This window comes from Psychrobacillus sp. FSL W7-1457 (assembly GCF_038593405.1).
In the GTDB taxonomy this organism is placed as follows: domain Bacteria; phylum Bacillota; class Bacilli; order Bacillales_A; family Planococcaceae; genus Psychrobacillus.
Genome location: NZ_CP151993.1, coordinates 774,200 through 796,793, shown reverse-complemented (window position 1 = coordinate 796,793; position 22,594 = coordinate 774,200). Strand labels below are relative to the sequence as shown.

General features: G+C 37.9%; 20 protein-coding genes. 5 read left to right on the top strand and 15 right to left on the bottom strand.

The window, feature by feature from the left end:
* Positions 1-2: 2 nt before the first annotated feature.
* The 7 genes from NSQ95_RS03810 to NSQ95_RS03780 form a co-directional block, all read right to left on the bottom strand.
* Entirely contained in the window at positions 3-1,118 is a 1,116-nt protein-coding gene (locus tag NSQ95_RS03810) for an aminotransferase class I/II-fold pyridoxal phosphate-dependent enzyme (protein WP_342560328.1), read from the bottom strand.
* 85 nt (positions 1,119-1,203) lie between these two features.
* Positions 1,204-3,036: a nucleoside-diphosphate sugar epimerase/dehydratase gene (locus NSQ95_RS03805; RefSeq protein ID WP_342560327.1), complete on the bottom strand. Its 1,833-nt coding sequence runs from the start codon at positions 3,034-3,036 to the stop codon at positions 1,204-1,206.
* A gap of 509 nt (positions 3,037-3,545) precedes the next feature.
* A complete protein-coding gene (locus NSQ95_RS03800) occupies positions 3,546-4,316 on the bottom strand; it encodes a CpsB/CapC family capsule biosynthesis tyrosine phosphatase (protein ID WP_342560326.1) in 771 nt (256 codons plus the stop codon).
* 54 nt (positions 4,317-4,370) lie between these two features.
* The gene (locus NSQ95_RS03795) at positions 4,371-5,081 is read right to left on the bottom strand and encodes a CpsD/CapB family tyrosine-protein kinase (RefSeq protein ID WP_342560325.1); all 711 of its coding nucleotides are present in this window, start codon (positions 5,079-5,081) and stop codon (positions 4,371-4,373) included.
* A 1-nt stretch (position 5,082) separates the two neighbouring features.
* A complete protein-coding gene (locus NSQ95_RS03790; RefSeq protein ID WP_342560324.1) occupies positions 5,083-5,811 on the bottom strand; it encodes a Wzz/FepE/Etk N-terminal domain-containing protein in 729 nt (242 codons plus the stop codon).
* A gap of 146 nt (positions 5,812-5,957) precedes the next feature.
* Entirely contained in the window at positions 5,958-6,680 is a 723-nt protein-coding gene (locus NSQ95_RS03785; protein ID WP_342560323.1) for a hypothetical protein, read from the bottom strand.
* 126 nt (positions 6,681-6,806) lie between these two features.
* Entirely contained in the window at positions 6,807-7,952 is a 1,146-nt protein-coding gene (locus NSQ95_RS03780; protein WP_342560322.1) for a hypothetical protein, read from the bottom strand.
* A 682-nt stretch (positions 7,953-8,634) separates the two neighbouring features.
* On the opposite strand from NSQ95_RS03780, the gene NSQ95_RS03775 reads away from it, so the two are divergent.
* The 4 genes from NSQ95_RS03775 (at position 8,635) to NSQ95_RS03760 (ending at position 13,346) form a co-directional block, all read left to right on the top strand.
* Positions 8,635-10,209: an NlpC/P60 family protein gene (locus NSQ95_RS03775; RefSeq protein ID WP_342560321.1), complete on the top strand. Its 1,575-nt coding sequence runs from the start codon at positions 8,635-8,637 to the stop codon at positions 10,207-10,209.
* Between the two features lie 353 nt (positions 10,210-10,562).
* A complete protein-coding gene (locus NSQ95_RS03770; RefSeq protein WP_342560320.1) occupies positions 10,563-11,492 on the top strand; it encodes a glycoside hydrolase family 16 protein in 930 nt (309 codons plus the stop codon).
* Between the two features lie 24 nt (positions 11,493-11,516).
* Positions 11,517-12,866 (top strand): glycosyltransferase family 2 protein, encoded by a 1,350-nt coding sequence (locus NSQ95_RS03765; RefSeq protein WP_342560319.1) that lies wholly within the window; start codon positions 11,517-11,519, stop codon positions 12,864-12,866.
* 96 nt (positions 12,867-12,962) lie between these two features.
* Entirely contained in the window at positions 12,963-13,346 is a 384-nt protein-coding gene (locus NSQ95_RS03760; RefSeq protein ID WP_342560318.1) for a hypothetical protein, read from the top strand.
* A gap of 41 nt (positions 13,347-13,387) precedes the next feature.
* Here NSQ95_RS03760 and NSQ95_RS03755 read toward each other — a convergent pair whose 3' ends face one another.
* The 4 genes from NSQ95_RS03755 to NSQ95_RS03740 are packed head-to-tail and all read right to left on the bottom strand — an operon-like array spanning position 13,388 to position 16,986.
* Positions 13,388-14,638 carry an erythromycin esterase family protein gene (locus NSQ95_RS03755; protein WP_342560317.1) on the bottom strand — a complete coding sequence of 417 codons (1,251 nt, stop codon included), beginning with the start codon at positions 14,636-14,638 and terminating at the stop codon, positions 13,388-13,390.
* A gap of 3 nt (positions 14,639-14,641) precedes the next feature.
* Positions 14,642-15,367: an ABC transporter permease gene (locus tag NSQ95_RS03750; RefSeq protein ID WP_342560316.1), complete on the bottom strand. Its 726-nt coding sequence runs from the start codon at positions 15,365-15,367 to the stop codon at positions 14,642-14,644.
* Positions 15,368-16,078, bottom strand: coding sequence for an ABC transporter permease (locus NSQ95_RS03745; RefSeq protein ID WP_342560315.1), 711 nt, complete (start codon positions 16,076-16,078; stop codon positions 15,368-15,370). It abuts the gene before it with no gap.
* Positions 16,075-16,986, bottom strand: coding sequence for an ABC transporter ATP-binding protein (locus NSQ95_RS03740; RefSeq protein ID WP_342560314.1), 912 nt, complete (start codon positions 16,984-16,986; stop codon positions 16,075-16,077). Before NSQ95_RS03740 ends, NSQ95_RS03745 begins: the two co-directional genes overlap by 4 nt.
* Before the next feature lie 203 nt (positions 16,987-17,189).
* Between NSQ95_RS03740 and NSQ95_RS03735 the strand changes: the two genes are divergently transcribed.
* Positions 17,190-17,558 (top strand): DUF4181 domain-containing protein, encoded by a 369-nt coding sequence (locus NSQ95_RS03735; RefSeq protein ID WP_342560313.1) that lies wholly within the window; start codon positions 17,190-17,192, stop codon positions 17,556-17,558.
* 411 nt (positions 17,559-17,969) lie between these two features.
* Here NSQ95_RS03735 and NSQ95_RS03730 read toward each other — a convergent pair whose 3' ends face one another.
* The 4 genes from NSQ95_RS03730 to NSQ95_RS03715 all read right to left on the bottom strand — a co-directional run bounded on the left by NSQ95_RS03730 (position 17,970) and on the right by NSQ95_RS03715 (position 22,519).
* Positions 17,970-19,334: a HAMP domain-containing sensor histidine kinase gene (locus NSQ95_RS03730; protein WP_342560312.1), complete on the bottom strand. Its 1,365-nt coding sequence runs from the start codon at positions 19,332-19,334 to the stop codon at positions 17,970-17,972.
* The gene (locus NSQ95_RS03725; protein WP_342560783.1) at positions 19,331-19,999 is read right to left on the bottom strand and encodes a response regulator transcription factor; all 669 of its coding nucleotides are present in this window, start codon (positions 19,997-19,999) and stop codon (positions 19,331-19,333) included. Before NSQ95_RS03725 ends, NSQ95_RS03730 begins: the two co-directional genes overlap by 4 nt.
* Positions 20,000-21,046: 1,047 nt before the next feature.
* On the bottom strand, positions 21,047-21,880 hold the full coding sequence (locus tag NSQ95_RS03720) for an SLAP domain-containing protein (RefSeq protein ID WP_342560311.1): 834 nt from the start codon (positions 21,878-21,880) through the stop codon (positions 21,047-21,049).
* Between the two features lie 240 nt (positions 21,881-22,120).
* A complete protein-coding gene (locus tag NSQ95_RS03715) occupies positions 22,121-22,519 on the bottom strand; it encodes a thioesterase family protein (RefSeq protein ID WP_342560310.1) in 399 nt (132 codons plus the stop codon).
* Between the last annotated feature and the right edge of the window lie 75 nt (positions 22,520-22,594).

Here is a 22,594-nt window from a genome sequence, read left to right as displayed (position 1 = left end):
AGTTATGCCTCCCATATTCCCTTAATAACCTTAGTAACTCTCTCTAGTTCTGAATCTGTCATTTTCGAATCGGATGGTAAGCAAACTCCATTATTAAATAAGTCTTCTGATACACGATTACCGATGTAGTCATACTTCTCGAAAAATGGTTGTAGATGCATTGGCTTCCAGACTGGTCTTGATTCGATATTTTCTTTTTCGAGAGCTTGCATTATATCAATAGGTCTTATTTTACCGTTCAACGTTATAACGCTTAACCAATAGTTTGGTCTATCCCACTCGTTACTAGGCATAAATTCAATACCGTCTAGTTTTCCAAGCTCTTGTTTATAAAAATTATATATGTAGTTTTTCTTATCTACTCTCTTATCTAAAACTTTAAGCTGGCCTCTACCTATTCCGGCAACCACGTTGCTCATTCGATAATTGTAGCCAAGCTCACTATGCTGATAGTGTCTGGCTTGATCTCTAGACTGGGTAGCCCAAAATCTTGCTTTTTCAATTTTTTCTTCATTGTTAGACACCAGCATACCGCCACCTGAAGTGGTAATAATTTTATTCCCATTAAAAGAAAAAATACCGTAATCTCCGAAAGTTCCTGTATGCTGACCTTTGTAATATGTTCCGAGAGATTCTGCAGCATCTTCTATTAAAGCAACCTTATACTTTTTACAAAGCGCAACTATTTTGTCCATATCGGCTGATAAACCATATAAATGAACGACTATAACAGCTTTCACATGAGGATATTTTTCAAATGCCTCTTCTAAAGCTTTTGGGCACATATTCCATGTTTCATAGTCACTATCTATAAAGACAGGTGTAGCATTTTGATAAATAATAGGGTTGGCCGTTGCAGAAAAAGTTAGGGTTGGACAAAATACAATATCCCCAGCCCCCACTTCAGCTGCTTTAAGCGCTAGGTGTAGTGCAGCAGTTCCAGCTGATAGAGCTGCTGCTGCCTTTGATCCTACCTTTAGGGCAAGCTCCTTTTCAAATTCATTTACGTTTTTACCCAATGGAGCTATCCAGTTAGTATCAAAAGCTTCTTTCACATATTGCATTTCATATCCTTCCTCACTCATATGAGGAGATGAAAGGAAAATTCTTTCTGTCATTTCTTAGACTTCCTTCCTATTTAAATAGCGTGTTTAAAGATAATAAGATTCAATTTTTAATATCTGTTTACCTTAGTTTGTTGTGTTAAACATTTTGCTTAATTTTTGAGTCGACAAACTTGTGATTCGCCAATCCTATTAATGTTTCTTTGAGTGTTACATTATTCATATGTGGAAGCTTTTCCATCACATATTTTAGCTCAGACGGACTGATTGGATTTGCCTTACCAATATGGATTTTCGGAAATACAAACCTGCTTTGAATTTCATTTTCACTTAATAGTTCCTCATATAATTTCTCCCCTGGTCTTATACCTGAAAACTCTATACCTATCTCGTCTTCTCTATAACCAGAGAGTTTTATTAAATTTTTAGCGAGGTCAACAATTTTAACCGGCTCTCCCATATCTAAAACAAATACCTCTCCCCCGCTTGCTAAGCTACCTGCTTGAAGAACAAGTCTTGAAGCTTCGGGTATTGTCATAAAATATCTTGTCATTTCTGGATCTGTAACTGTTATTGGTCCACCTATAGCTATTTGCTTTTTGAAAAGTGGTACTACACTTCCACGTGAACCAAGAACATTACCAAAACGAACCGCAGCAAATTTAGTTTTGCTTTCTTTTGCAAGATTTTGCACAACCATTTCTGCAAAGCGTTTGGTCGCCCCCATGATATTTGGTGGGTTTACTGCTTTATCGGTAGAAATCATAACGAAGTATTCTACACCGAATACATCAGCTGCCTCAGCAACATTCTTAGTACCAAATATATTGTTCTTTACAGCCTCCATTGGATTATATTCCATCAATGGAACATGCTTATGCGCAGCTGCATGATAAATTACATCCGGTTTATATTCGGATACAATGTCAAAAATACGACCTCGATCCTGAACGTCTGCAATAATTGGTATTAATTTTGTATCTCTTGAAACCTTTTGTCTAAGTTCCATGTCTATAGTATAAATAGAATTTTCTCCGTGCCCGAGCAGAATTACTGCCTTTGGATTAAACCTAGCCACCTGTCTACAAATCTCTGAACCAATAGAGCCACCCGCTCCTGTCACAAGTATTGTTTTATTTGTTAGTTTCGAAGAAATTATTTCTAAGTCTAACTCTACTTCGTCTCGACCAAGCAAGTCTTCAATCTTTACATCTCTTATTTCATTGATCGATACCTTTCCAGTTAGCAAGTCCTCTATCAAAGGCATAGTTTGTGTACGTATACCAGTATCTAGACATTGTTGTAAAAGCCTTGCCCGTCTGGTCTTTTCCATTGAAGGTATAGCAATTATGATATGCTCAATGTTTTGATCCAACACAACATCCTCAATTATGTCTGTACCTCCCAACACCCTCATATTAAAGATGTCCAATCCCTTTTTAGCTAAATCATCATCTAAAAAAGCAATTGGTTGAAGAGGTGAGTTTGCATTCTTTAACAATTGTCGAGCGATCATTGTTCCAGCTGCTCCAGCTCCAATAATAAGCGTCCTTTTTTTTGATCCTTTAGAATTCTTCTCACTTATGAATGTATCCCTTAGCACTCTCCAGGATAATCTAGTACCTCCTATGAGCAACATATGCAACATCCAAGTAACAAATAGCGCTCTACCAAGTACACCTCCCGTTACTATTGCTTGGATAAGAGCAACGATCAGTATAGAGAAAGTTACAGCCTTAAATATCGACAACAATTCCTTAACGGATGCATACTCCCATACCTTCCGATACAGCCCGTAATACATTGCAAAACTGTGATGCGCTACAAATATCGCAAGCGAACTAATCAATAACAATACATCCGTAAATGGATTATCGATCGGATGTAGCAGAAAGTAGCCAATGTATATTGAAAACAACACTATACAAGAATCGACTAATATCAGCATCGACATTCTTCGCTTTAATGACATCGTGTCACTCTCCTATTCTTTTCCTATGTAAGCTATTTCTTTTACTTATGTATAATTCCATTCCAGCTGGTCACAATTATAGCACTTTAGATATAAATTTGTTGTAATTTTATTGTAATGCAATTGAAATATAACTGTTATCTAGGTATTTTTTACTTTTAATTTTGCAAAGTATATCATTGTTTATTTACTTATAAATCCATTATTATAATTATTTTTTACTGCATTTCGTATCAAAATTAAATTACCTTAATACATATTTGTACTCGCTAGTTCATTTGATTCTAAATTTTTTTAGAATATTTATACGTTTACTTTACGGAAAATAAGGGTATTATCAGTAGTATTTTATAGAAATAAATTGATTACTGATTTCAATTACTTACAGACCGGAAAATATTATCAGCGTGCTCCTATAAAAAAAGCGAGCAAAAAGTCAAATCGAGTTGACTTTTTGCTCGCTTTTTAAAAGGCCACATTATAAATGAATATACCTTCATACTTTTAAATTAGCCGATAAAACTCCACCATTTTTTAGAGCTTGGTGGCTCTATTGGTTCTAAAATAATGACTTCTTTATTTTCTATAATCCTAGCGTTATTTTCTAAAAAGATATCTACAGTATCTTGTCTTTTATGTTTTTCTAAATAACATAGTCCCGCATCAAATAAAAAAGGCCTAGTTTTCCTACTATGTACATCAGAACCATACGTATGGATCAGATTACAATCTATTAGTTGCATGGAGGTTTTTTGAATACTTTTTCCAAAGTGTCCAGCTAAGCTGCCTGCGGTTATCTGAGAGATTGCTCCATGAGTTATAAGTTTTAGTAGTCTACTCGGTTTTTCTGCTATAGCCTTGTTTCTTTCCGGATGTGCAATAACCGGTACTTTTCCCATACTTAGTAATTCTTGAATAATAGCTATAGTATAGTTAGGGACATTTGATGAAGGCAGCTCTAACAAAACATATTTCGAGTTGGCTAAGGTCAATGCCTTCCCCTCTTTTATTTGTTCTACAATTGAGTCTCCAATTCTTATCTCTTGTCCTAAATGTAAATTTATTTGCAAATCTAATTTTGCTAATTCCTCCTTAACATTGTTGTATTTCTCTACTACTAGGTCTTTCATTACGTTATATTGTGGGTGGTAAGCGTGTGGTGTCACAACAATATCCGTAATTCCTTCTTTCTCTGCTTGATGTAAAAGACCAAGCGATTCCACCATAGACGTAGGACCGTCATCAACTCCCGGAAGTATATGTGCGTGGATATCTACCATAATCTAACCCCCATTAATTTTAATAGAAAAATGAGTGATTAGGACAATCCCCAATCACTCTTCAACTCCATAATATTGATAGTAATAATGATCTTTCTGAAGGACATAATTATTTAATACTACTCCCAAAATATTAGCCTTTGAAGCAATCAATGCTTCCTTGGCTTTTAACAGTGCATCCTTTTGTGTTTTCCCTGCACTTAATACAATAACTGTTCCATCGCATAAATTAGATAATATTTGTGCATCAGTGACTGACAACACAGGAGGAGCGTCGAAAATAATCATATCGTATTTTTCTTTCAAATCTCCAATTATCTTTTCCATCCTATTAGAACCAAGCAATTCTGCTGGATTCGGAGGTATTGGACCACAAGTTACAATATCTAGATTTTCTATTTCATGATGCTTAATCACTCCCTCTAGATGAGCTTGACCTGTAAGTAAATTGGAGAGACCCGAAGTATTAGTCAGATGAAAGGTATAATGGACTGTCGGCTTACGCATATCCCCATCAATTAAAAGCACTCGCTTTCCTTCCTGAGCAAAAACCACTGCACTATTTGCAGCCACTGTAGATTTCCCCTCACTAGGAGAGGCAGAAGTAAAAAGCATAGTTTTTATTTCCCTATCAGGCATAGAAAAATTGATATTTGTTCGAAGCGTTTTAAATTGTTCAGAAACGATTGCTTTCGAATTGGCTGTGGTAATTAGCTTTCTAGCAGCAGTCAATAAAGTTTTATTTTTCTTTTTATTATTAGACATTTCACAACCTCTTTCGTCTATCGATTACTTCTAGCTTGGTGCTTTGAAGATCTTTTTCGGAAATATTACTAATTAAACCTAAAACAGGTAATTGTAATATTTCTTCTATATCTTCCTCTGTTTTGACAGTTGTATCTAGATACTCTAATAAAAATGCCAATCCGACCCCTAGCATCATTCCAATTACAGCCGCTATCGCCATGTTTAACATCGGATCCGGCTTAACTGGAGTAGGATTATCCCCAAGAACAGCAGGGGTTAATACGCTGACATTGTTAACTTGCATGAGCGTTTTTATTTGTGTTTGGAAAACCTCTGCAGTTTTGTTTGCAATATCAACTGCTTTTTGAGGATCAGGATCCTGAACTGTAATATTAACTACTTGCGAATCCTCTGCATTACTTACTGTAATCTTATTGGTTAATGCTGCAGCAGTAGTATTTAAATCCAACTCATCAATCACTAGTGACAAGATCGCTGGACTTTTGATGATTACATTGTATGTATTAATAAGTTGAAGATTCGTTTCTATATCTTGTGAGCTAAACGAATTCACTTCTGTTTTTTCTTGACTCACTAAAATCTGTGTTGATGATTGGTATATAGGGGTTAAAACAACATAGCTTACGATTGCACTAATAGCTAAGGCAATTATCGTCAATATAACAATTAATGATAATCGTTTCTTAATTGTTTTAAAAATATCTTGAATTGTTATTGTTTCTTTCATTCAAATTGATAACTCCTTCTATCTTTTTATTACTAAATTAGGTACTGCTAAAAAGTTTATATTATTCTATCATATACAGACTTGAGATAACTACTAATATCATTCTTCCTAAATAATGGGATTTGTCGAATTACTAATTGTCTCTTTTAACTTCCTACCACTCTTTTCATTATGCTATCTCGTCTCGCTTTCTTTTTCGCTTCATATTCTTCTTCCATAGCTTTAGCTTCCGCCTTGTCAAAGCCATTTGCTGCTAAGTCTTTTTCTACCGCACCTAAAACTGCATCAAATACTTTGTCAGTATTACTTTCCAAATCCTTAGCTGCAGCCATATACTTGTTGTAAAAGTAACCAAGATCAATCTTTTCACCGTTAGCCTGCTTCTCTACGTATTCTTTTTTAGCTCTAACAATTAATGCGTTTACTTTAACATCCGCTTGTTCCTCTAATCCTTCTAGAGCTGGTCTATACTTTTCCTTTAGTGTAGTAACCGTTGTTTCATTGGTGGAATTAGTACTCCCAGTACTAGCATCTGTTCCAGAAGACTTATTAGTATCATTCGTTACATTATTAGAATTGGAGCTCTCACCATTGCCATTTTTAGTTTCACTGGTTCCATCAGCAAAATCTTCGATACCACTTTCTCCACTTGTAGATATTCCCTCTTCTTCTACTACTTCACCGTTCTCATCCATAAAAATAGTACCACCACCCGGTAAATCTACTTTATATGGTTCTTTTTCTACAATCTCTTTTACTTCCTCGTCTGCAACATCATATTCTTTAAATTTAAACATATACAGTAAGTAACTGCCGCCTGCAATAATTAGAACAAGGACAATAATAGCAAAAATTTTAAATTTCTTCATAATAAATCCCTCCTGAAAAGTAACCTTAGTTTAGCATGATAAATATTTTAATAGTACATAAAGTAGCAACATTATGTATAAAAACCCACCACTTTTTAAACGTGGTGGGTCTAATAGATTAGCAACTTATTTAAAAGTAATGGTAAAATCCACATTCATCGGCACGCCATTGTTTACGGTTAAAGGAAGAGAAACTGTCTTTCCTTTTACATCATCCAATGAATCTGCTCCAGGAACCTGTGCTTTAATGTAAGCCAGTCCCTCTGGTGAAAGAGGAGTGAAACCATTAACATGAGTTACACCTAATTGACTAACCACATTATTAAATAGATCTACCCCTAAATAATTCGCTATATCCTCTGGTTTTGCATCTGCTTTCACTGCAACAGTTATAGCATTGAGTCCAGTTGATTCAATTGTAGCAATATTACTTTGAGCAGCATTTAGAGTGGTCACTAAGTTAGCAATTTTAGAGTTAAGTATCTCTTGTTGAATAGGGTTAGCTGTATTATCAATTGCATTTTTGACTTTAGCAACCTCCTCTAACAAAGCCGCTATAAACGGATTACTCGTTGCAGATGGCAGGCTACTTAATAGAGCATTAATTTCATTGTATGAAGCTTGAGCCTCTTCAAGTTTACCTGTATTTAAAAAATCCTTGATTTTGACAATTTCCATATAAATCGTCACAGGGATCATTAGCTCAGCTCTTTTAGCGTCAGCTGGCTTTTTATATTGCTCTAATAATAAATCGCGAGCGGCTTTGCCGGAAAATCTATATAAGATAGCTGTTCTACCTTTTAATTGGTAGGATAATTTATGATATTCTTTTTCAACTGCGGCAAAATCATTCCTAGATTGAGCACTATTAATATTTTTCATAATGGGGTCGAGGTATTTTGTCGCATAATTATAAGCATCAATATATGGAACTAATCCTTTTGAAACTTTTTCATTGTACAGCGCATCTAAGTCTCTTAGATAACTTTGCTTTTGAGAAGAAGAATAAGTAGATGAATTTATTAGATTCCTAGTTTGCTGATAATTCTTCTTTGCACTATTTAGCGACGAGTATAATGCTTGACTTGTTACTAATTTGTTTTCCAAAGCTGGATAGACATAATGTGTAGTGCTGCGATTCAATTCAGCTTTTGCTGCCTCAAAGGATCGATTCACATTCGATGTATCCCCATAAGCAACGGATGAAAATGATAGAACTGAAGATGTTAACAATACTGCTGCTGCTGTTTGTTTCCAAAATCTCCTTGTCATATTACTCCTCCTCTTAACTAATAGTAAAATTTCGTTGAGAATTACCAATATATTTCAACAACTTCATACTACTATCCGTTTCGACAAAATTCAAACAAAAACTCCATAATTTCACAATTTTAATACCATTTATATGTACAATTAATTATTTTTTAGTTCTTTTGTCCTTATTTTAAAAATCATTTATAGGGTTAATTTTACTTCTATATGTTTAGGATATATAAATTTAATTTTAGTAATTAGTAGGATATGTAATTTTAAAAGGCCATGTTAAAGGGTAGGGTTGATTTATAATGCAAAGAAAACTTTAAATCAGAGAGTAGAATTGATCTTTCGCACCAGCCAGACGCTTTTTGCGGAGGGGGGGTGAGCCATCACTCATCGCTATAGCACGTGGTTGCGTTGGCTTATCTTTCTCACTCATCCCGTAGGAGTCGCCTTCTGGGCTCCAAACATTTTTGTTGCATCGATAAATTGCTAATAAATTTACTCGCATAAACAGAGTTCCTTTCTTGATGTTTACAGTTACTATAAAAAAAGAATTATTAGTCAAAATCCACCAATAACTTTAACAAGCTTTTTAAAATTATTTTACTTTAACTTTTAGGGATAAAAAACATTCCTTTTTACCAATTTAAACCATATAATTGAAGAGGTTGTAAAACTTGAGAGGAGCAATATTTTGAAAAAACTCACCATGATCATCACCTTGTTTATTTTGCTGTTGTCTACCTTCACTACCGCCTCTGCCGCTGCATTGTTCAAGGATGTGGATGACTCCCATTCAGACAAAGCCGCCTACGATTTTCTAGCTACAAAGGGTCTTATCGTCACTAACGCCACTAGTAATTTTGGAGTCACCAAGGAAATAACTCGATTAGAGGCTGCCGAGCTACTTGTCGAAGCATTGGATATAGATACAGCCAAGCAATTTGATGTGCTCATTTCCGATTTCGATCGAGACCATCCTAGTTATCCGATCGTAGCTGCTGTAGTTGAAAAAGGAATCATGAGTCTCGATGGAGATCATGCATTTAATAGGGACCAGCCATTTTCTCGTGGCGAGGCTGCCGTCTTTTTAGTTCAAGGCTTTGGTTTGACTGGAACGGTTTCGAAGACTTTTCAAGACGTGCTACCGGGTTATTGGGTATCGGATGCTATCAAAACTCTTCAATCCCACAACATTATAAGCTCGACTACCGACAATATATTTCGACCACTCGAAAATGTGACAAAAGGAGATTTCGTCGTTTGGTTAGCTCGCAGTATGGAGCCAAGTTTACGTAAGGTAACTGCTCCACCAGCCCAGCCCGTCCCTCCTGCAAAATCTTGCGAGAAGCCAAGCAACAAGAAAATAGTGAAGGTAAATGTGCAGGTCACCTCCCTTTGGAAGACGCCAAACGCGTATCGCGCAGTAGATAAGCCGTCTATATCTGCGCCGGTGGATATCCATAAATGGACGAAAAATATGAGCATCAAGGAAAAATGGTGGCTAGTAAATAAAGTCGACACCCAGGCACTGTTTGGTGACGAGGTAACCATTTTAAAGACAAGTGGCAGCTGGGTCAAAATTGCGATTAAGGACCAATATGTTCCTCACCAAAAGGAAGGCTATCCAGGATGGGTTCCAAAATCACATATATATGAAACTACAAAGGACTATTCCGGTTGTGCCATTGCCGTTGTAAATGCAAAAAGCACAACACTCTATAGCGACTCAGCTAAAAAGAATAAATACATCGGCATTAGCTACTCTACTATCCTTCCAGTAGTAAAAGAGGAAGGCGATTGGCTACATGTACAGACTCCGCAAAATGGTGTGAAGTATATGCATAAGAAAGATGCGAAGGTTTTCAAAAACTACAAATCTATCCCGAAGCCGACTCAAAAGGATATTGTAAACAGCGCTAAAATGTTCCTTAACCTCCCATACTTATGGGCTGGAACATCCTCTTACGGCTATGATTGCTCAGGTATTATCTATTCTGTTTATAAAAATCATGGAATCATCATTCCAAGGGATTCCTTCGTTCAAGCAACAAAAGGGACTGCTGTAAAGAAAGCCAACCTCCAACCAGGAGATCTAGTATTCTTTGCTGGTAATCGCGGTAAAGGAAAGGTATATCACGTAGGGCTATATGTGGGCGACGGTAAAATGCTGCATGCACCGAGCTCTTCCTCAAAAGTAAGAATCGAGTCGATGAATGCTGGGACCTTTAAAACGAATTATGCAGGTGCTCGGAGATATTTGGATTAATAATTAACACTTTTAGACCCTTCACTTTTGTGGAGGGTTTTTTTATGTTTTCCAATCTTTCTCTATGAAATTACCTTCCCCTCTAGTGACAGGCTGTTTTTCAGCAAAATACGCACATCTCGCTAAAAAGAGTAGTCAAAAATCTACAAAATATACTATATTCCGATTATATATCCCATTAAATTTATTATTTTTAAATACTAAAAAGAGTACTCCGATTGGAGTGCTCTTTTTATCCGATTATGGCTTGTACTTTAACATTCCTCAATATATTAATTGAAAAACTCTTAACAAAACTCAGTTTTAGCAAATTAAAAACTATTTTAATATTAGTAAGTACTTAAAAAAGAGCAATGTTTTATTTATCATTCATTTGCCATTTTGTACTCTTAGAAATCCTTAAAAACACCATTTTTATGAATTCACTTCTCATTGAGGAGGGGCAACTAATCAGGGCATTTTTTATTGTTTTCATAATTTTATTATGCAGTTGTAATAGTGACCCGGTCAGCAATAATCAAATAACTAAGGAAGAGGTAAAAGAAGTATATGAAAAAGAAGAAGAGATGAGAATTATAAAACATCCAACAGAACCAACAATCGTAGAAATTCCCCATGAGGATCATCACACAGTAAATGGTTGGGAAGTTACCTTTCGTGATGAATTTGATAAGGATCACGTCTCTGTTTCTAAATGGAATCTCTTAAATACTGGCTACAAAGCACATGGTAGATTACATCACTACTTACCAGAACAGGTAACCTCCGATTCTGGTGTTCTAAAGCTAGAGGTTAGCGATTCCCCCTATCAAAGTTATCCTTATCGCTCCGGAGCTGTGACGACACAAGGCTTACACGAGCAAATGTATGGAAAGTTTGAAATAAGGGCTAAATTTCCAAAAGGTCAAGGGCTATTCCCTGCGATCTGGCTGCTCCCCACTGACCATTCTTCTTATCCAGAAATTGACATAGTGGAAATGCTAGGCCAATTGCCAAATGAACTGTGGCATGTCGCTCACGAGGAGGAAGGTAATCGAGCATTTCATCTGAACGAACAAATAGATGGGTCTGAGTGGCATACCTATACGCTCGATTGGTCACCGGATGAGCTCATTTTTTATATAGATGACGAAATAACCTTCCGAACAAGTAATGTTTCTCATACAGAAATGTATTTACTCATGAATGTAACAGTGGGTGGTACTTGGGTTGGTGACCCGAACGCAACAACGCAATTTCCAGCCTATATGGAAGTGGATTACGTAAGAATTTATCAAAAATAATAAAATAGAGAAAGAAGGATTTATTTGGATTTACTATCTATTGTCTTAATCATAATTTTTATACTTTATTTGCTCCTACAATTAAAGTATATATACAGCTCTCTGAATACAACTAAAACGAAGCTTCTTATTTTGCCAGAGAAAAAGATTTCTGTGTTAATACCTGCTTACAATGAGGAACTCGTTTTAAAACAATGCTTAGATAGCTGGTTTAGGTTGGATTATACGAATAAAGAGGCCATATTTATAAATGACGGGTCGACGGATTCCACCTTACACCTATTACAGGAAATGCTCGATTTAGAAGTGACGCCTAGAGACTCTACCGTCCTCTTAAACTCTAGGGGAATTAAAGATATTTACCTAAGTAAAAAATATCCTGACATTCTAGTAGTAGATCAGTATAACGGTGGAAAATCAGCAGCCTTAAATACAGGGATTGCTATTGCCACTGGTGAGATTGTAATCACCTTGGATGCCGATTCAATATTAGAAAAAAATAGCTTAAACAAGATTAATGAAGCATTTGTGGATCCAAAGGTGATAGCTGGAGGCGGTATGGTCCACGTTGGTCAGCTCATCAATAAGCAAGGCCTTATTAATTACTCTATAAACTGGATTATTAAGTATCAGACATCTGGTTATCTATCATCCTTTTATGTTAGGAAGGTAACTCAAGCGAAACTAAATGTGTTAAATGTAGTGTCTGGGGCATTCGGGGCTTTCAGAAGAGATGTTCTTCAACATATTGGTGGTTATCGAGATACGCTTGGAGAGGACATGGAAATCACCTTCCGACTTCAAAAATATATGCACAATAGAAATTTAGGAGAAAAAATGATTTTTATACCGGAGGCTGTCTGTTACACAGAGGTTCCAGAAAATTTTGCATCCCTCATGCATCAGCGTATTCGCTGGCAAAAAGGATTCATCGATTGCATTAATCTATATAAAAAAGACTTTTTCATTAACTTGGGTAAGAAGTTTTCTAGTTTTCTCTTATTTGAATCCATCACGCTTAGTATAGTGGGGACAGTAGCACTAGTCATATTCCCAATCTCCATCATACTCGGAAACATATCCGGCATTACATTTTTGTTAATGGCTATCGCTTGGTTTAGTGAATTTATACTCCGTTTAGTGGCAGTTCAACGGGCAGGATATTACGGCTATAAATTTTCTGTTTTACACTGGCTTCGTATCATCCTATTCACGATGTGGGAATCTATCACCTATCGCTTTCTGGACACCTTTTTCTTTACTTACGGCACTATTTTATACTTTTTCGGAAGCAGAACGAATTGGAACAAGCTAACTAGAAGCGGCGCGGTACATTTTGAAGACATCGAGCCTGCAAAGGTAATTGCCCAATAAACTAAAGTGATAGATAAATAAACTTCTACAGTAGATAAAGAGGGGATTTCAATTAGAGAGATATTCACTGTCATTAGTATAATTGGATTGATAATCATGGGGTTGCTTGTATTCGAGCCTTTTCGTACCGAGCCTCCCTTACCTGCTGTAATGGCAAGCAACACAAAAGTTGCTACTACGCAAGGCTCCTATTGCTGGAGTGGAATCTTGTCTACTAAATGTGTAGATCAAGTTTTGCCCAAAAAGCATGCACCCACCCCTGTTACTCCAGGGGAAGAGGTTACCATCGATTTTAGAACAAGTCCTATTGCTCAATCCTTGAAGGTCGAGCAATGGATTGATGAGGATCATGTCCATCCTATAAAAATGAAAGACAATGCACTCGTTGCACCTACGGAAAAAGGGGTCTACGTCTACTATGTGACAGCTAACTGGAACAAAGGAGACGGTCATTATGCTTTTTCCATTGTCGTTCAATAAACAGAAAGAATCCATTCTAAAATAAAATGGATTCTTTCTTTCTATTCATTTACACTTGTCGGTGTTGCTTCCTTTACGATAATGACACCATCATATGCTTCATTTGGCGTCATTTCGATTGTGTAGAACATCTTCAAAAACTGGTACCAGTAACGGAAGTCATCCCCGATATTAGCCATCTTTTGTTTCTTCGAGATGATATCCTTTAAAACCTCCGACTCTCCTGCTTTTTCAAAATCCACATAGAAAATGTTGGACTCTACCTTGCTAAAGGCATCGGTTAAGTCATTGTTATTTTTTACTTTATAGTTTTTTCGCTCTCCGCTGCCATTTTTGGATTGAAACTTGCTCTCAGTGAAGTCCGTACCAATTGCAAAGTACGCTTCTCCATAAACCTCGTCTAAATAATGCCCCATCGATTTGTAGCCAGCTAACGATGCAGACGTTTTTTCCACATGTCCGTTATGACCATTAAAGAAAACCTTCTCGTTGCCTCTTCCTGCCTCGAACTCCACGATCCATTGTAAGTTTTGTGCCAAGTATTCATCTCGTAGCTGCATATAATCCTTTTCATTTAAGAATAGCTGAGTACGCTGCCTCATGATTTGAGCGTATTGTAGCGCAAGCGTGTGAGCTTCTTTATTTGATTTCTCTATATAAGCTGCTTCGTTAGATTGTAAATCTTGAATAATCTCTTCTATTGTTTGATTGATATCATTTAATTGATCAGTTGTTAGCTCACGCATGTTCTCATTAGAAACGCGCTCGAGCTTTGATTCATAGTTCGTCAACGCATTTTCGTTAACCGTTTGGTAAAAGTCCAGCACGCCTTTTTTGCTATAGTCATAGCGCTGCATATCGTTTCCGTAAAAGTAAATCTTCTCTTCCTCGCTTGCGGTTGCGTTATATTCATGCATCCATTGTACGAGATTGACCATTTGCTCTGTTTTATAAATAGCGTAGTCTAGCGTGTTTACCGCTTCTTCGGCTGTGCCCGTTCCATTTAAGATGAAATCGTTTATTTGCTGACCGCCACCAAAGTCACCCTCTATGACAAATACACGAACGTTTTCATTTTTGATTAGCGATTCAAATACATCTTTTTTCAGCTCTTGAAACTCCACATTCCCATGTGTCGCCTCCCCTAAGCCGATTACCCTCACACCGTCTGGAATATCCATCGCTTCTACGGTTGAAATAAATGATTCTGCATTATCGGCTGCTTTACTGCTGCACCCTGTCAATAAAACTGCAAGCAAGATAACCATAACTACTATAAAATTCCGTTCCATTTTTTATACCGCCTTCCTTTGAAAATAGATATATCCTCCAATGAAGAATAATAAAAAGCTTCCGCCCACTACCGTTAATAATTGATCCCATGGAACGAAGAACGTATCACTCGTGTCCCCTCCGATATACATCATCAAAAATGGCTGAGCCCACGGATAGAATGAGCCAAGGCGCTCGGAGTTTACAACTAGTATCGTAGGCAATGTTAAAATTACATTAACCGCGAACGGTGCCGCAAAGCTCTTGAACATGATAGCCATCCATAGCTGTAATGCGACTAACGGCAATGTCGCCACCCATCCCCCGACTAAGCTTTTCCATACAATTTGCATGGGAAATGGATCGGTGAACCCTTGCCTGATACCTACTACGTAAAGGGAAGCAAAAAATAATAATTGAATGACCAGCACTAGCAATAATAACAATATATACTTCGCCGCAAATACTTTTCCTCTTGTCACTGGCAATGCGAGCAGCTGTTTCCAGCCCCCTGCCTGATGCTCATATCTACAAATCACACTCGCTAAAACTCCAGTTAACAAAGGTAAAAATAGTAGGCCATACGTAAAATTCATCGTTAGCAAGGACAGATACCATTCATTAACACGTTCATCTGAAAAACCGTTAGTCAATCCAAGAAAAATACCAACAAGGGGCACGGTCAAAATGATGAACAAAATTTTGGAATGGCGAAACTTAAACCATTCTGATTGTAAAATCGAGAGCATTTATTTCACGTCCCTTCTCATAAAGTCGAGCATTCCTGCGATATACAATACAAGCCCTACCCCAACCCCAAGCAGAACATTGATGATCGGCTCATCCGACTCGTTCATCAAAGAAGGCCATTTCCAAATCATCCAGTCCGGTAAAAAGAAGGCCGAATAGGCAAAAATGACACCTAACACTCCAGTCGTAATGGGTATGCCTTGATTTTGGCTGACGGACGCAATCCATAGCTGTAACGCCAGTACTGGCAAAGCTGCCAAAAAAGGATAAAAGCTATATTTGAGTAGCTCCAAGTAAGGGATGTCATCTCCCAAGTTCAGAAAAATGCCATATACTAAAGAAAATATTCCTACAAGCAATGAGGATACAAATAGCAGGCTTGCGAGAACCGTGAACTTCGATAAATACACGCCCATTTTGGAGACCGGCAATGAAATCAGCTGCTTCCAAGCATTCGTCTCATTTTCTATACTTGCTATAAATGAGGTTAATATGGCGATTCCTAATACAAGTGCCAATGGGGTAAACGAGTGTACGTTTGCTAAATAATAGCCCCAATCATCGTCACTTTGCTTTAATAAATAATCTTTTCGAACACCGTAGTTGACCATTTGCAGGGCAATCACTCCGAACGGCCCTAAAAATGCTAGGAACCATAACCCTTTTCGTTTTATCTTCAAAAAGTCTGCCTTTATTAGTTTTCCAATCATACGAACTGCTCCTCTGCGGTCATTTGAAGGAACGTATCTTCTAACGATCTTTTTTCCTCTTCCACACGATAAATCGAGTAGCCTCCGTGCACGAGGGTATGGATTGCCTTCGCTACTTTTTCATCAGAATGCTCGGACAGTAGGATAACCCCTTCCTGCCATTCTGCTTTTATCCCGTTCCCTAATAACGAACGCCATGCCTGCTCACTATTGCTCACCTTCAGTAAAATCTTTTGCTTGGCATGCATGCGGAGAGCCTCGATGGAATCCTGGTAAATCATTTTTCCTTTTGAAACGATTCCAACGGTCGTCGCCATTTGGTCGATCTCGGATAATAAATGACTGGAAATTAAAATGGTCATCCCAGTTTCAGCAGGCAGCTGTTTGATCAGATTGCGAATTTCTATAATGCCGGATGGGTCTAATCCGTTTGTTGGCTCGTCTAATATTAATAGTTCCGGACTGTTTAATAGGGAAGCCGCTATTCCTAAGCGTTGCTTCATTCCTAGCGAGAAACCTTTAACCTTTTTATTGGCTACTTCGGATAATCGGACAATTTCTAATACCTCATGGACTCTTGATGTCGGTACCCCTAGGATCTTCCGTAAAGCTTCTAAATTTTCATACGCCGTTAAATGGGGATAGTAGGATGGGTTCTCTACTAGAGATCCTACTCTTTTCAAAATGTTGATGCGCTCTTTATGTAAATCCTTTTCAAAGATTTGAATGGTGCCGGACGACGCCTTCATCAGCCCTAACAGCATTCGAATCGTCGTTGTCTTTCCCGCTCCATTCGGTCCTAAAAATCCGTAAATCTCTCCCTTACGTATTTTCATATTTAGCCCTTCTACGGCTACTTCCTTTCCAAAACGTTTTGATAAATTGTTTGTTTGTACTACATATTCCATTTCCCTCACCTCTATTTCTATGTTAGAGATGTAAGGTTAAAAGAACGTAAGGGGGAAGTTTAAATTTTGTTTAAAAAATGGCGGTGGAAATGGGGTGCGGACAATGTGAGCTTGTTATATTGAAAATATTTGAATATTCAGGTATTTATTGTGTTAAAATACATTATATAGAAATGAACGGTATAGGTAGAAAGGGGTGTTGAATGATGACGGTCGATATGTATATTGCTTTAGTTTTTTTATTAATGGTTATCAGTTTCGTTTTACAGTACTTCTTAAGACGGAAATATAACATTACTACTCCTGATAGTTTTTTTAAATTTGTGAATAATACACATAAATGGATAGAAATATTCTTGTTTGTTCTAGTAATTATTATCATTGGTTTATTTTGGTTTGTGCAGCATTGGGTATGGGTCTATTTACTAATTGCTATTGGCGTTGTTTTACTTAGTCTCCGCGCTTATGTAGAATATAAATACGAACGAGAAGAAAGACAATATATTATTACCCTTGTCAATCTTGTAACCTCTTGTATACTCTTTGGTCTATTATTGGTTAATTATAGCTGACAATGATTGTAGAAAATAAGGCAAAGGAAAAACGCATAGACGTAATGGTCTATGCGTTTTTCGGTTACTAATTCAGTTATATTTATTCTCATACACCATTACTTGTATTTCTTCCACTTGATCTTCTTTGACTGACCGATTATTCGAGGAAACCGACCGATTATTGACCTGAACCGACCGATTATTCGAAGAAACCGACCGATTATTGACTCGAACCGACCGATTACGAGCAAAAACCGACCGTTTCCAATTAAAAAGGCCACCTTGGTAGGCTTATCACCCTTGTAGATTCTGGTACCTAGAGTGTTAACAAGAATCACGATTGTACAGTGTGAAATATGCAGAATAAAACGCATAGGTGTAAGGATCTATGCGTTTTTCGGTTACTTATTCAGTTATTCTCCTACACCATTACTTGTATTTTTTCAATTTGATAGTCGTTCCATTTTCACTAGACTCCATGTCCCAGTCCAGCTTCATGCCCTTCACCATCATATCGACGATGGACAGGCCGATTCCAGCGCCGGCTTCATCAGATTCGTTTTTCATGCCTCTTCCTCTGTCGGAAATAACGATAGCATCGTATTGGTCGGTAGTTTCCGTTTTGACGCAAACATAAGCCCCATTCTTTGCATGGCGAAGCACGTTTTGCAATAAATTATCTAGTATGCTCCCTAACCAAATCGGGTCGATCCTCCAGTTATTTTGTTCAAAAGGAACCAAGTGGACGTCCACTTCAAACCCTTCCTTTTCGAATACGGGATACCATAAAGCTAGACATTCCTTTACATAGCGGACAACGTCCATTTCCTTCGACTCAAATTTGTATTTACTAGCCATGAGCAGCGTGTAAGACATCAAATTTTCAATGAGCCTGTCCACATTCACAACCGAGGACTCAAGCGATTGGATCGCTTTCTTTCCTTCGTCAGATAAATCCTCTTTTGCAATCGAGTAGGCTTGTGCTCTTATTTTCGTTAACGGAGTTCGCAAATCATGAGACAGATTGGCAATCAGCTCTCGACGTAGCTGCTCCTCCTTCTGTTCGCGCTGCTTGCTCTCCCTCAGCTCGCCTACCATTTGATTGAATGTCTTTTCAAGCTGTCCAATTTCGTCCTTCTTTTTCACCGGAATCCCAATTGGCAGCCCGTCTACATCCCGTATTTCCATTGCCTCCTGTAAATGCAATAACCGCTTTCGAATGCTTCTAAAGAATAGAAAGGACATGAATAGGAACAGGAAAATGATAGCCATCACACCTGTTATGAAAATGAGTCCATATCTGTCATACATATTGGCAAGTGGCGGATCAAACTCGGACCTTGGCAGCTCGAGTACAACAAAGCCGTTCGTCTCATCTTGTCCAACAAACGCAATAACCGTAAAAGGGTTCCCTCCATAACGCTGTTTGATAAACTTTGCCGTATAGGCAGCCGACCACTCTGCAGGAAGCCCATCCTGTGCATCCTTTTGGCTCGCAAGTTTTCCTTGTCCATCCACCCAAAACATGGATGCTCGTGGATACTGCTCCTTCCAACGTTCAAAAACCTGTTGAACGGATTCGGTCGTCACGTTTTGCATGGCGTTTGCTTCCTGATGCCATTTGTCCTCTACTGCACTTTCCTCAACCGCACCTTTATTTTGCGTTTCCCCTGAATTATAGGAAACCCCAAACACAAACAAGGCAATAATCAAGTAAGCAGCCTGAACGATAAACATTGCTAACAAAATCAGTAGCATATACTTCGCTAGTAAGGATTGGAATAATCTCTTCATAGTTTTACCCTATATCCGATGCCACGAATGGTCTCAATAATGGTCGGCTTTGCCGGATTCCGCTCAATTCTTTCACGCAAATAACGTATATGAACCATCAGCGTCTTATCCCCCTCCATGTATTGCTCTCCCCAAACTCCCTCATACAGCTGTTCCTTCGTTAGGATTTGATTGAGATGACGAATAAAAAATTGTAGCAGATGATACTGCTTGCCAGTTAACTGGATTTCTTCATTCGTCTCATTGTCCACTAAGCGCATATCCTTAGTATGTATGGTCAGATGCTGAAGTCTCAATACATCGTCATTTTTTTGGTATCTCCGTAATAGGACCTCGACCCGAGCCGCCAGCTCATCCGGATGAAACGGCTTCGTCAAATAATCATCCGCAAAATGAAGCCCTTCTATCTTATCCTCCACCGCCGTCCGCGCCGAAAGCATTAAAATAGGCAGGTCCCCCTTCTCCTTCTTCATCCGCCTTCCAATCGAAAAGCCATCAAGCCCTGGTATCATTACATCCAAAATAGCAAGGTCCACCTGCGAAACATACTTTTCCGCATCCTCCCCAGACTTCAGCCACGTCACCTCATATCCTCTTTCCGTTAAATCCTTCGTCACCCAAGTGCCTATATCTATTTCGTCTTCTATGTATAAAATGTGTGTCATGGTCGTCCTCCTCATCGGGATTGTCTCTTGAAGAGCATCCCTTTTAGTAGTAGCACTCTCGTTGAAGTGCTTCTTTTCGTGTTAGCTCGTGATTGTAGTAAAGTAATGTTGGATTGTAGTAAAGTAGCTCTCGAATGTAGTAATCCAGCTGCCTATTGTCGTAAATTTTGCCTTGATTGTCGTAAATCGGGCTCCACTTGGAGAGCCGGGACTTGATTGTAGTAAAATATCGCTTGATTGTTGTAATCTAAGTGGCCATTGTTGTAAAATTTGCCGGGATTTTCGTAAATCGGGCTCCACTTAGAGAGCTGGAGCTTGATTGTTGTAATCTAAGTGGCCATTGTCGTAAATTTTGCCTTGATTGTCGTAAATCGGGCTCCACTTAGAGAGCTGGAGCTTGATTGTAGTAAAATATCGCTTGATTGTTGTAATCTAAGTGGCCATTGTCGTAAATTTTGCCTTGATTGTCGTAAATCGGGCTCCACTTAGAGAGCTCGGATTTGATTGTAGTAAAATACCGCTTGATTGTTGTAATCTAAGTGGCCATTGTTGTAAATTTTGCCTTGATTGTCGTAAATCGGGCTCCACTTAGAGAGCTGGGATTTGATTGTAGTAAAATACCGCTTGATTGTTGTAATCTAAGTGGTCATTGTCGTAAATTTTGCCTTGATTGTCGTAAATCGGACTCGATTTGGAGAGCTGGGACTTGATTGTAGTAAAATATCGCTTGATTGTTGTAATCTAAGTGGCCATTGTCGTAAATTTTGCCTTGATTGTCGTAAATCTAGCTTGGCGGGTTGAACTGGATTGCCATTGTAGTAAAGTAGACGCTGATTGTAGTAAATTAGCTGCCTATTGTCGTAAATTTTACTTTGATTGTTCTAAATCTTGCTCGCTGAGTAAATGAGCTCATCGCCCTGCATGATTGATATTAATTATTTTACAATATTCTTACAATAAAGGGATTATATCATGAAATTTCGTTGCCAGTTATATCTTTCTCCCCAAAAAAACTCCCTACCAAGTGAATGATAGGGAGTTCTTGTATTAGTTTTGTGGTGTTAGCTGAACGTTCCAGCTACTGAAATCTGGTGATTCTTTTTGGAATACGTTTTTCGGGAAATGAAGACTTACTGGTCTAGCTTGATGAGACCCTACAGCAAATTGTTCTAGTGGGAAGCCTAGTTTTGCAACTACATCGCCTGCCGCGTCTAATAGTTGAACTGGAAGGTTGCTGATTGTGATTTCTTCTTTGTATCCGTTGCGTAGTAATACGTATACCTCGACGCCGTCTTCTACTTCTGCAAAATGAAAGGCATTAACTGATAAGGAGTTTTCTTCAACTGCCTCCATGGCAGTTAAAGAAGCCTCAAGTGAAGCAATCTGCTCTGGAGATAGCCCATTAGACCAGTTCTCGTCTAATTGTAATGTAAAATCAGATACAACTGGCTGCTGGTATTCAAACAGTACTTCGAATTCCATTTTGTCTTTTATTTCTTCCTCTGGCACAAGCAAGGAATCTTTGTCGAATTCAAAAATCCAAGGACGTGCTCTTAAAGAGTTTAATAGACCGAATACCTCCATATTGAACTCCTTACGTGCTATATCTTTACCATCCTTATCTCTAACTACTAATCTAATGATTTCCATATTCAATGTTTTTTGTAGGGAGTGACGAATGATTGCAGTCATAATAAACCCGTTATCATTTTTGTGCAATGCCACACCATGGATGTTAATTTGGTTTGGGTCTAATCCCTTTAGCTTATTGTGATAGTATTGGAAAACATAGCGCTCCTGTTGATCTAATTCCCATAGGTCACTGAACTCTAGTATTGTTTTTAATCTATTGGATGTCTTTGGTTGGTTTGGTTTAAACATGAAAACATTCCCTTCAAAATTCGAACTATATAGACATTATATCACAAAGACTAATATGATAATACTAGGTCATTCCTATGTATCTATTAAGTAGTATTGCAGGGATATTTATGTAATATATTACATGGATTCGAAATGGAGTGCCTAGAATATACCTTAAGAAACAAGATTGAAATGCCATGCGAGCTTGCTCGAATGCACCAATTAGATTTTAAAGAGTTTGATGCTGATCAATTTTCTTCAATCTCCCACATACATATGCTTCTCCAGCTCTCTTCTTATATCGTCTGGAATTACCTCGCTTTTATTCTCTTGTACATTGTAATTTACGTAAATAGTGGTGGCTTCGACTGTTAGCTTTCCTTCCTGCCAGATTTCCTCGTATAGCTCGAGGCTGGAGTTGCCGATTCGTTTGATCCAGCATTTGATTTCTACTTGTTTTCCGTAATAGATTTGCGCTTTATATTCTACGGTTGTTTTTAGGATAATCATTTTCCAGTTTTGAAAGCTTAAATCTGGGTTGAAGAGGGTAAATAATTGGTTTCTGCCACCCTCTAGCCAAATAGGAATGGTGGTATTGTTGATATGCCCTACTCCATCGGTTTCTGAGACTCTTGGTTCTATTATAGTTTGGAACATTTCTTCCTCTCCCCTCCTTCCTTTATTTCCACAAGCGTATTTATAATCCTTCTTTTTCTGGGAGAAACGATATAG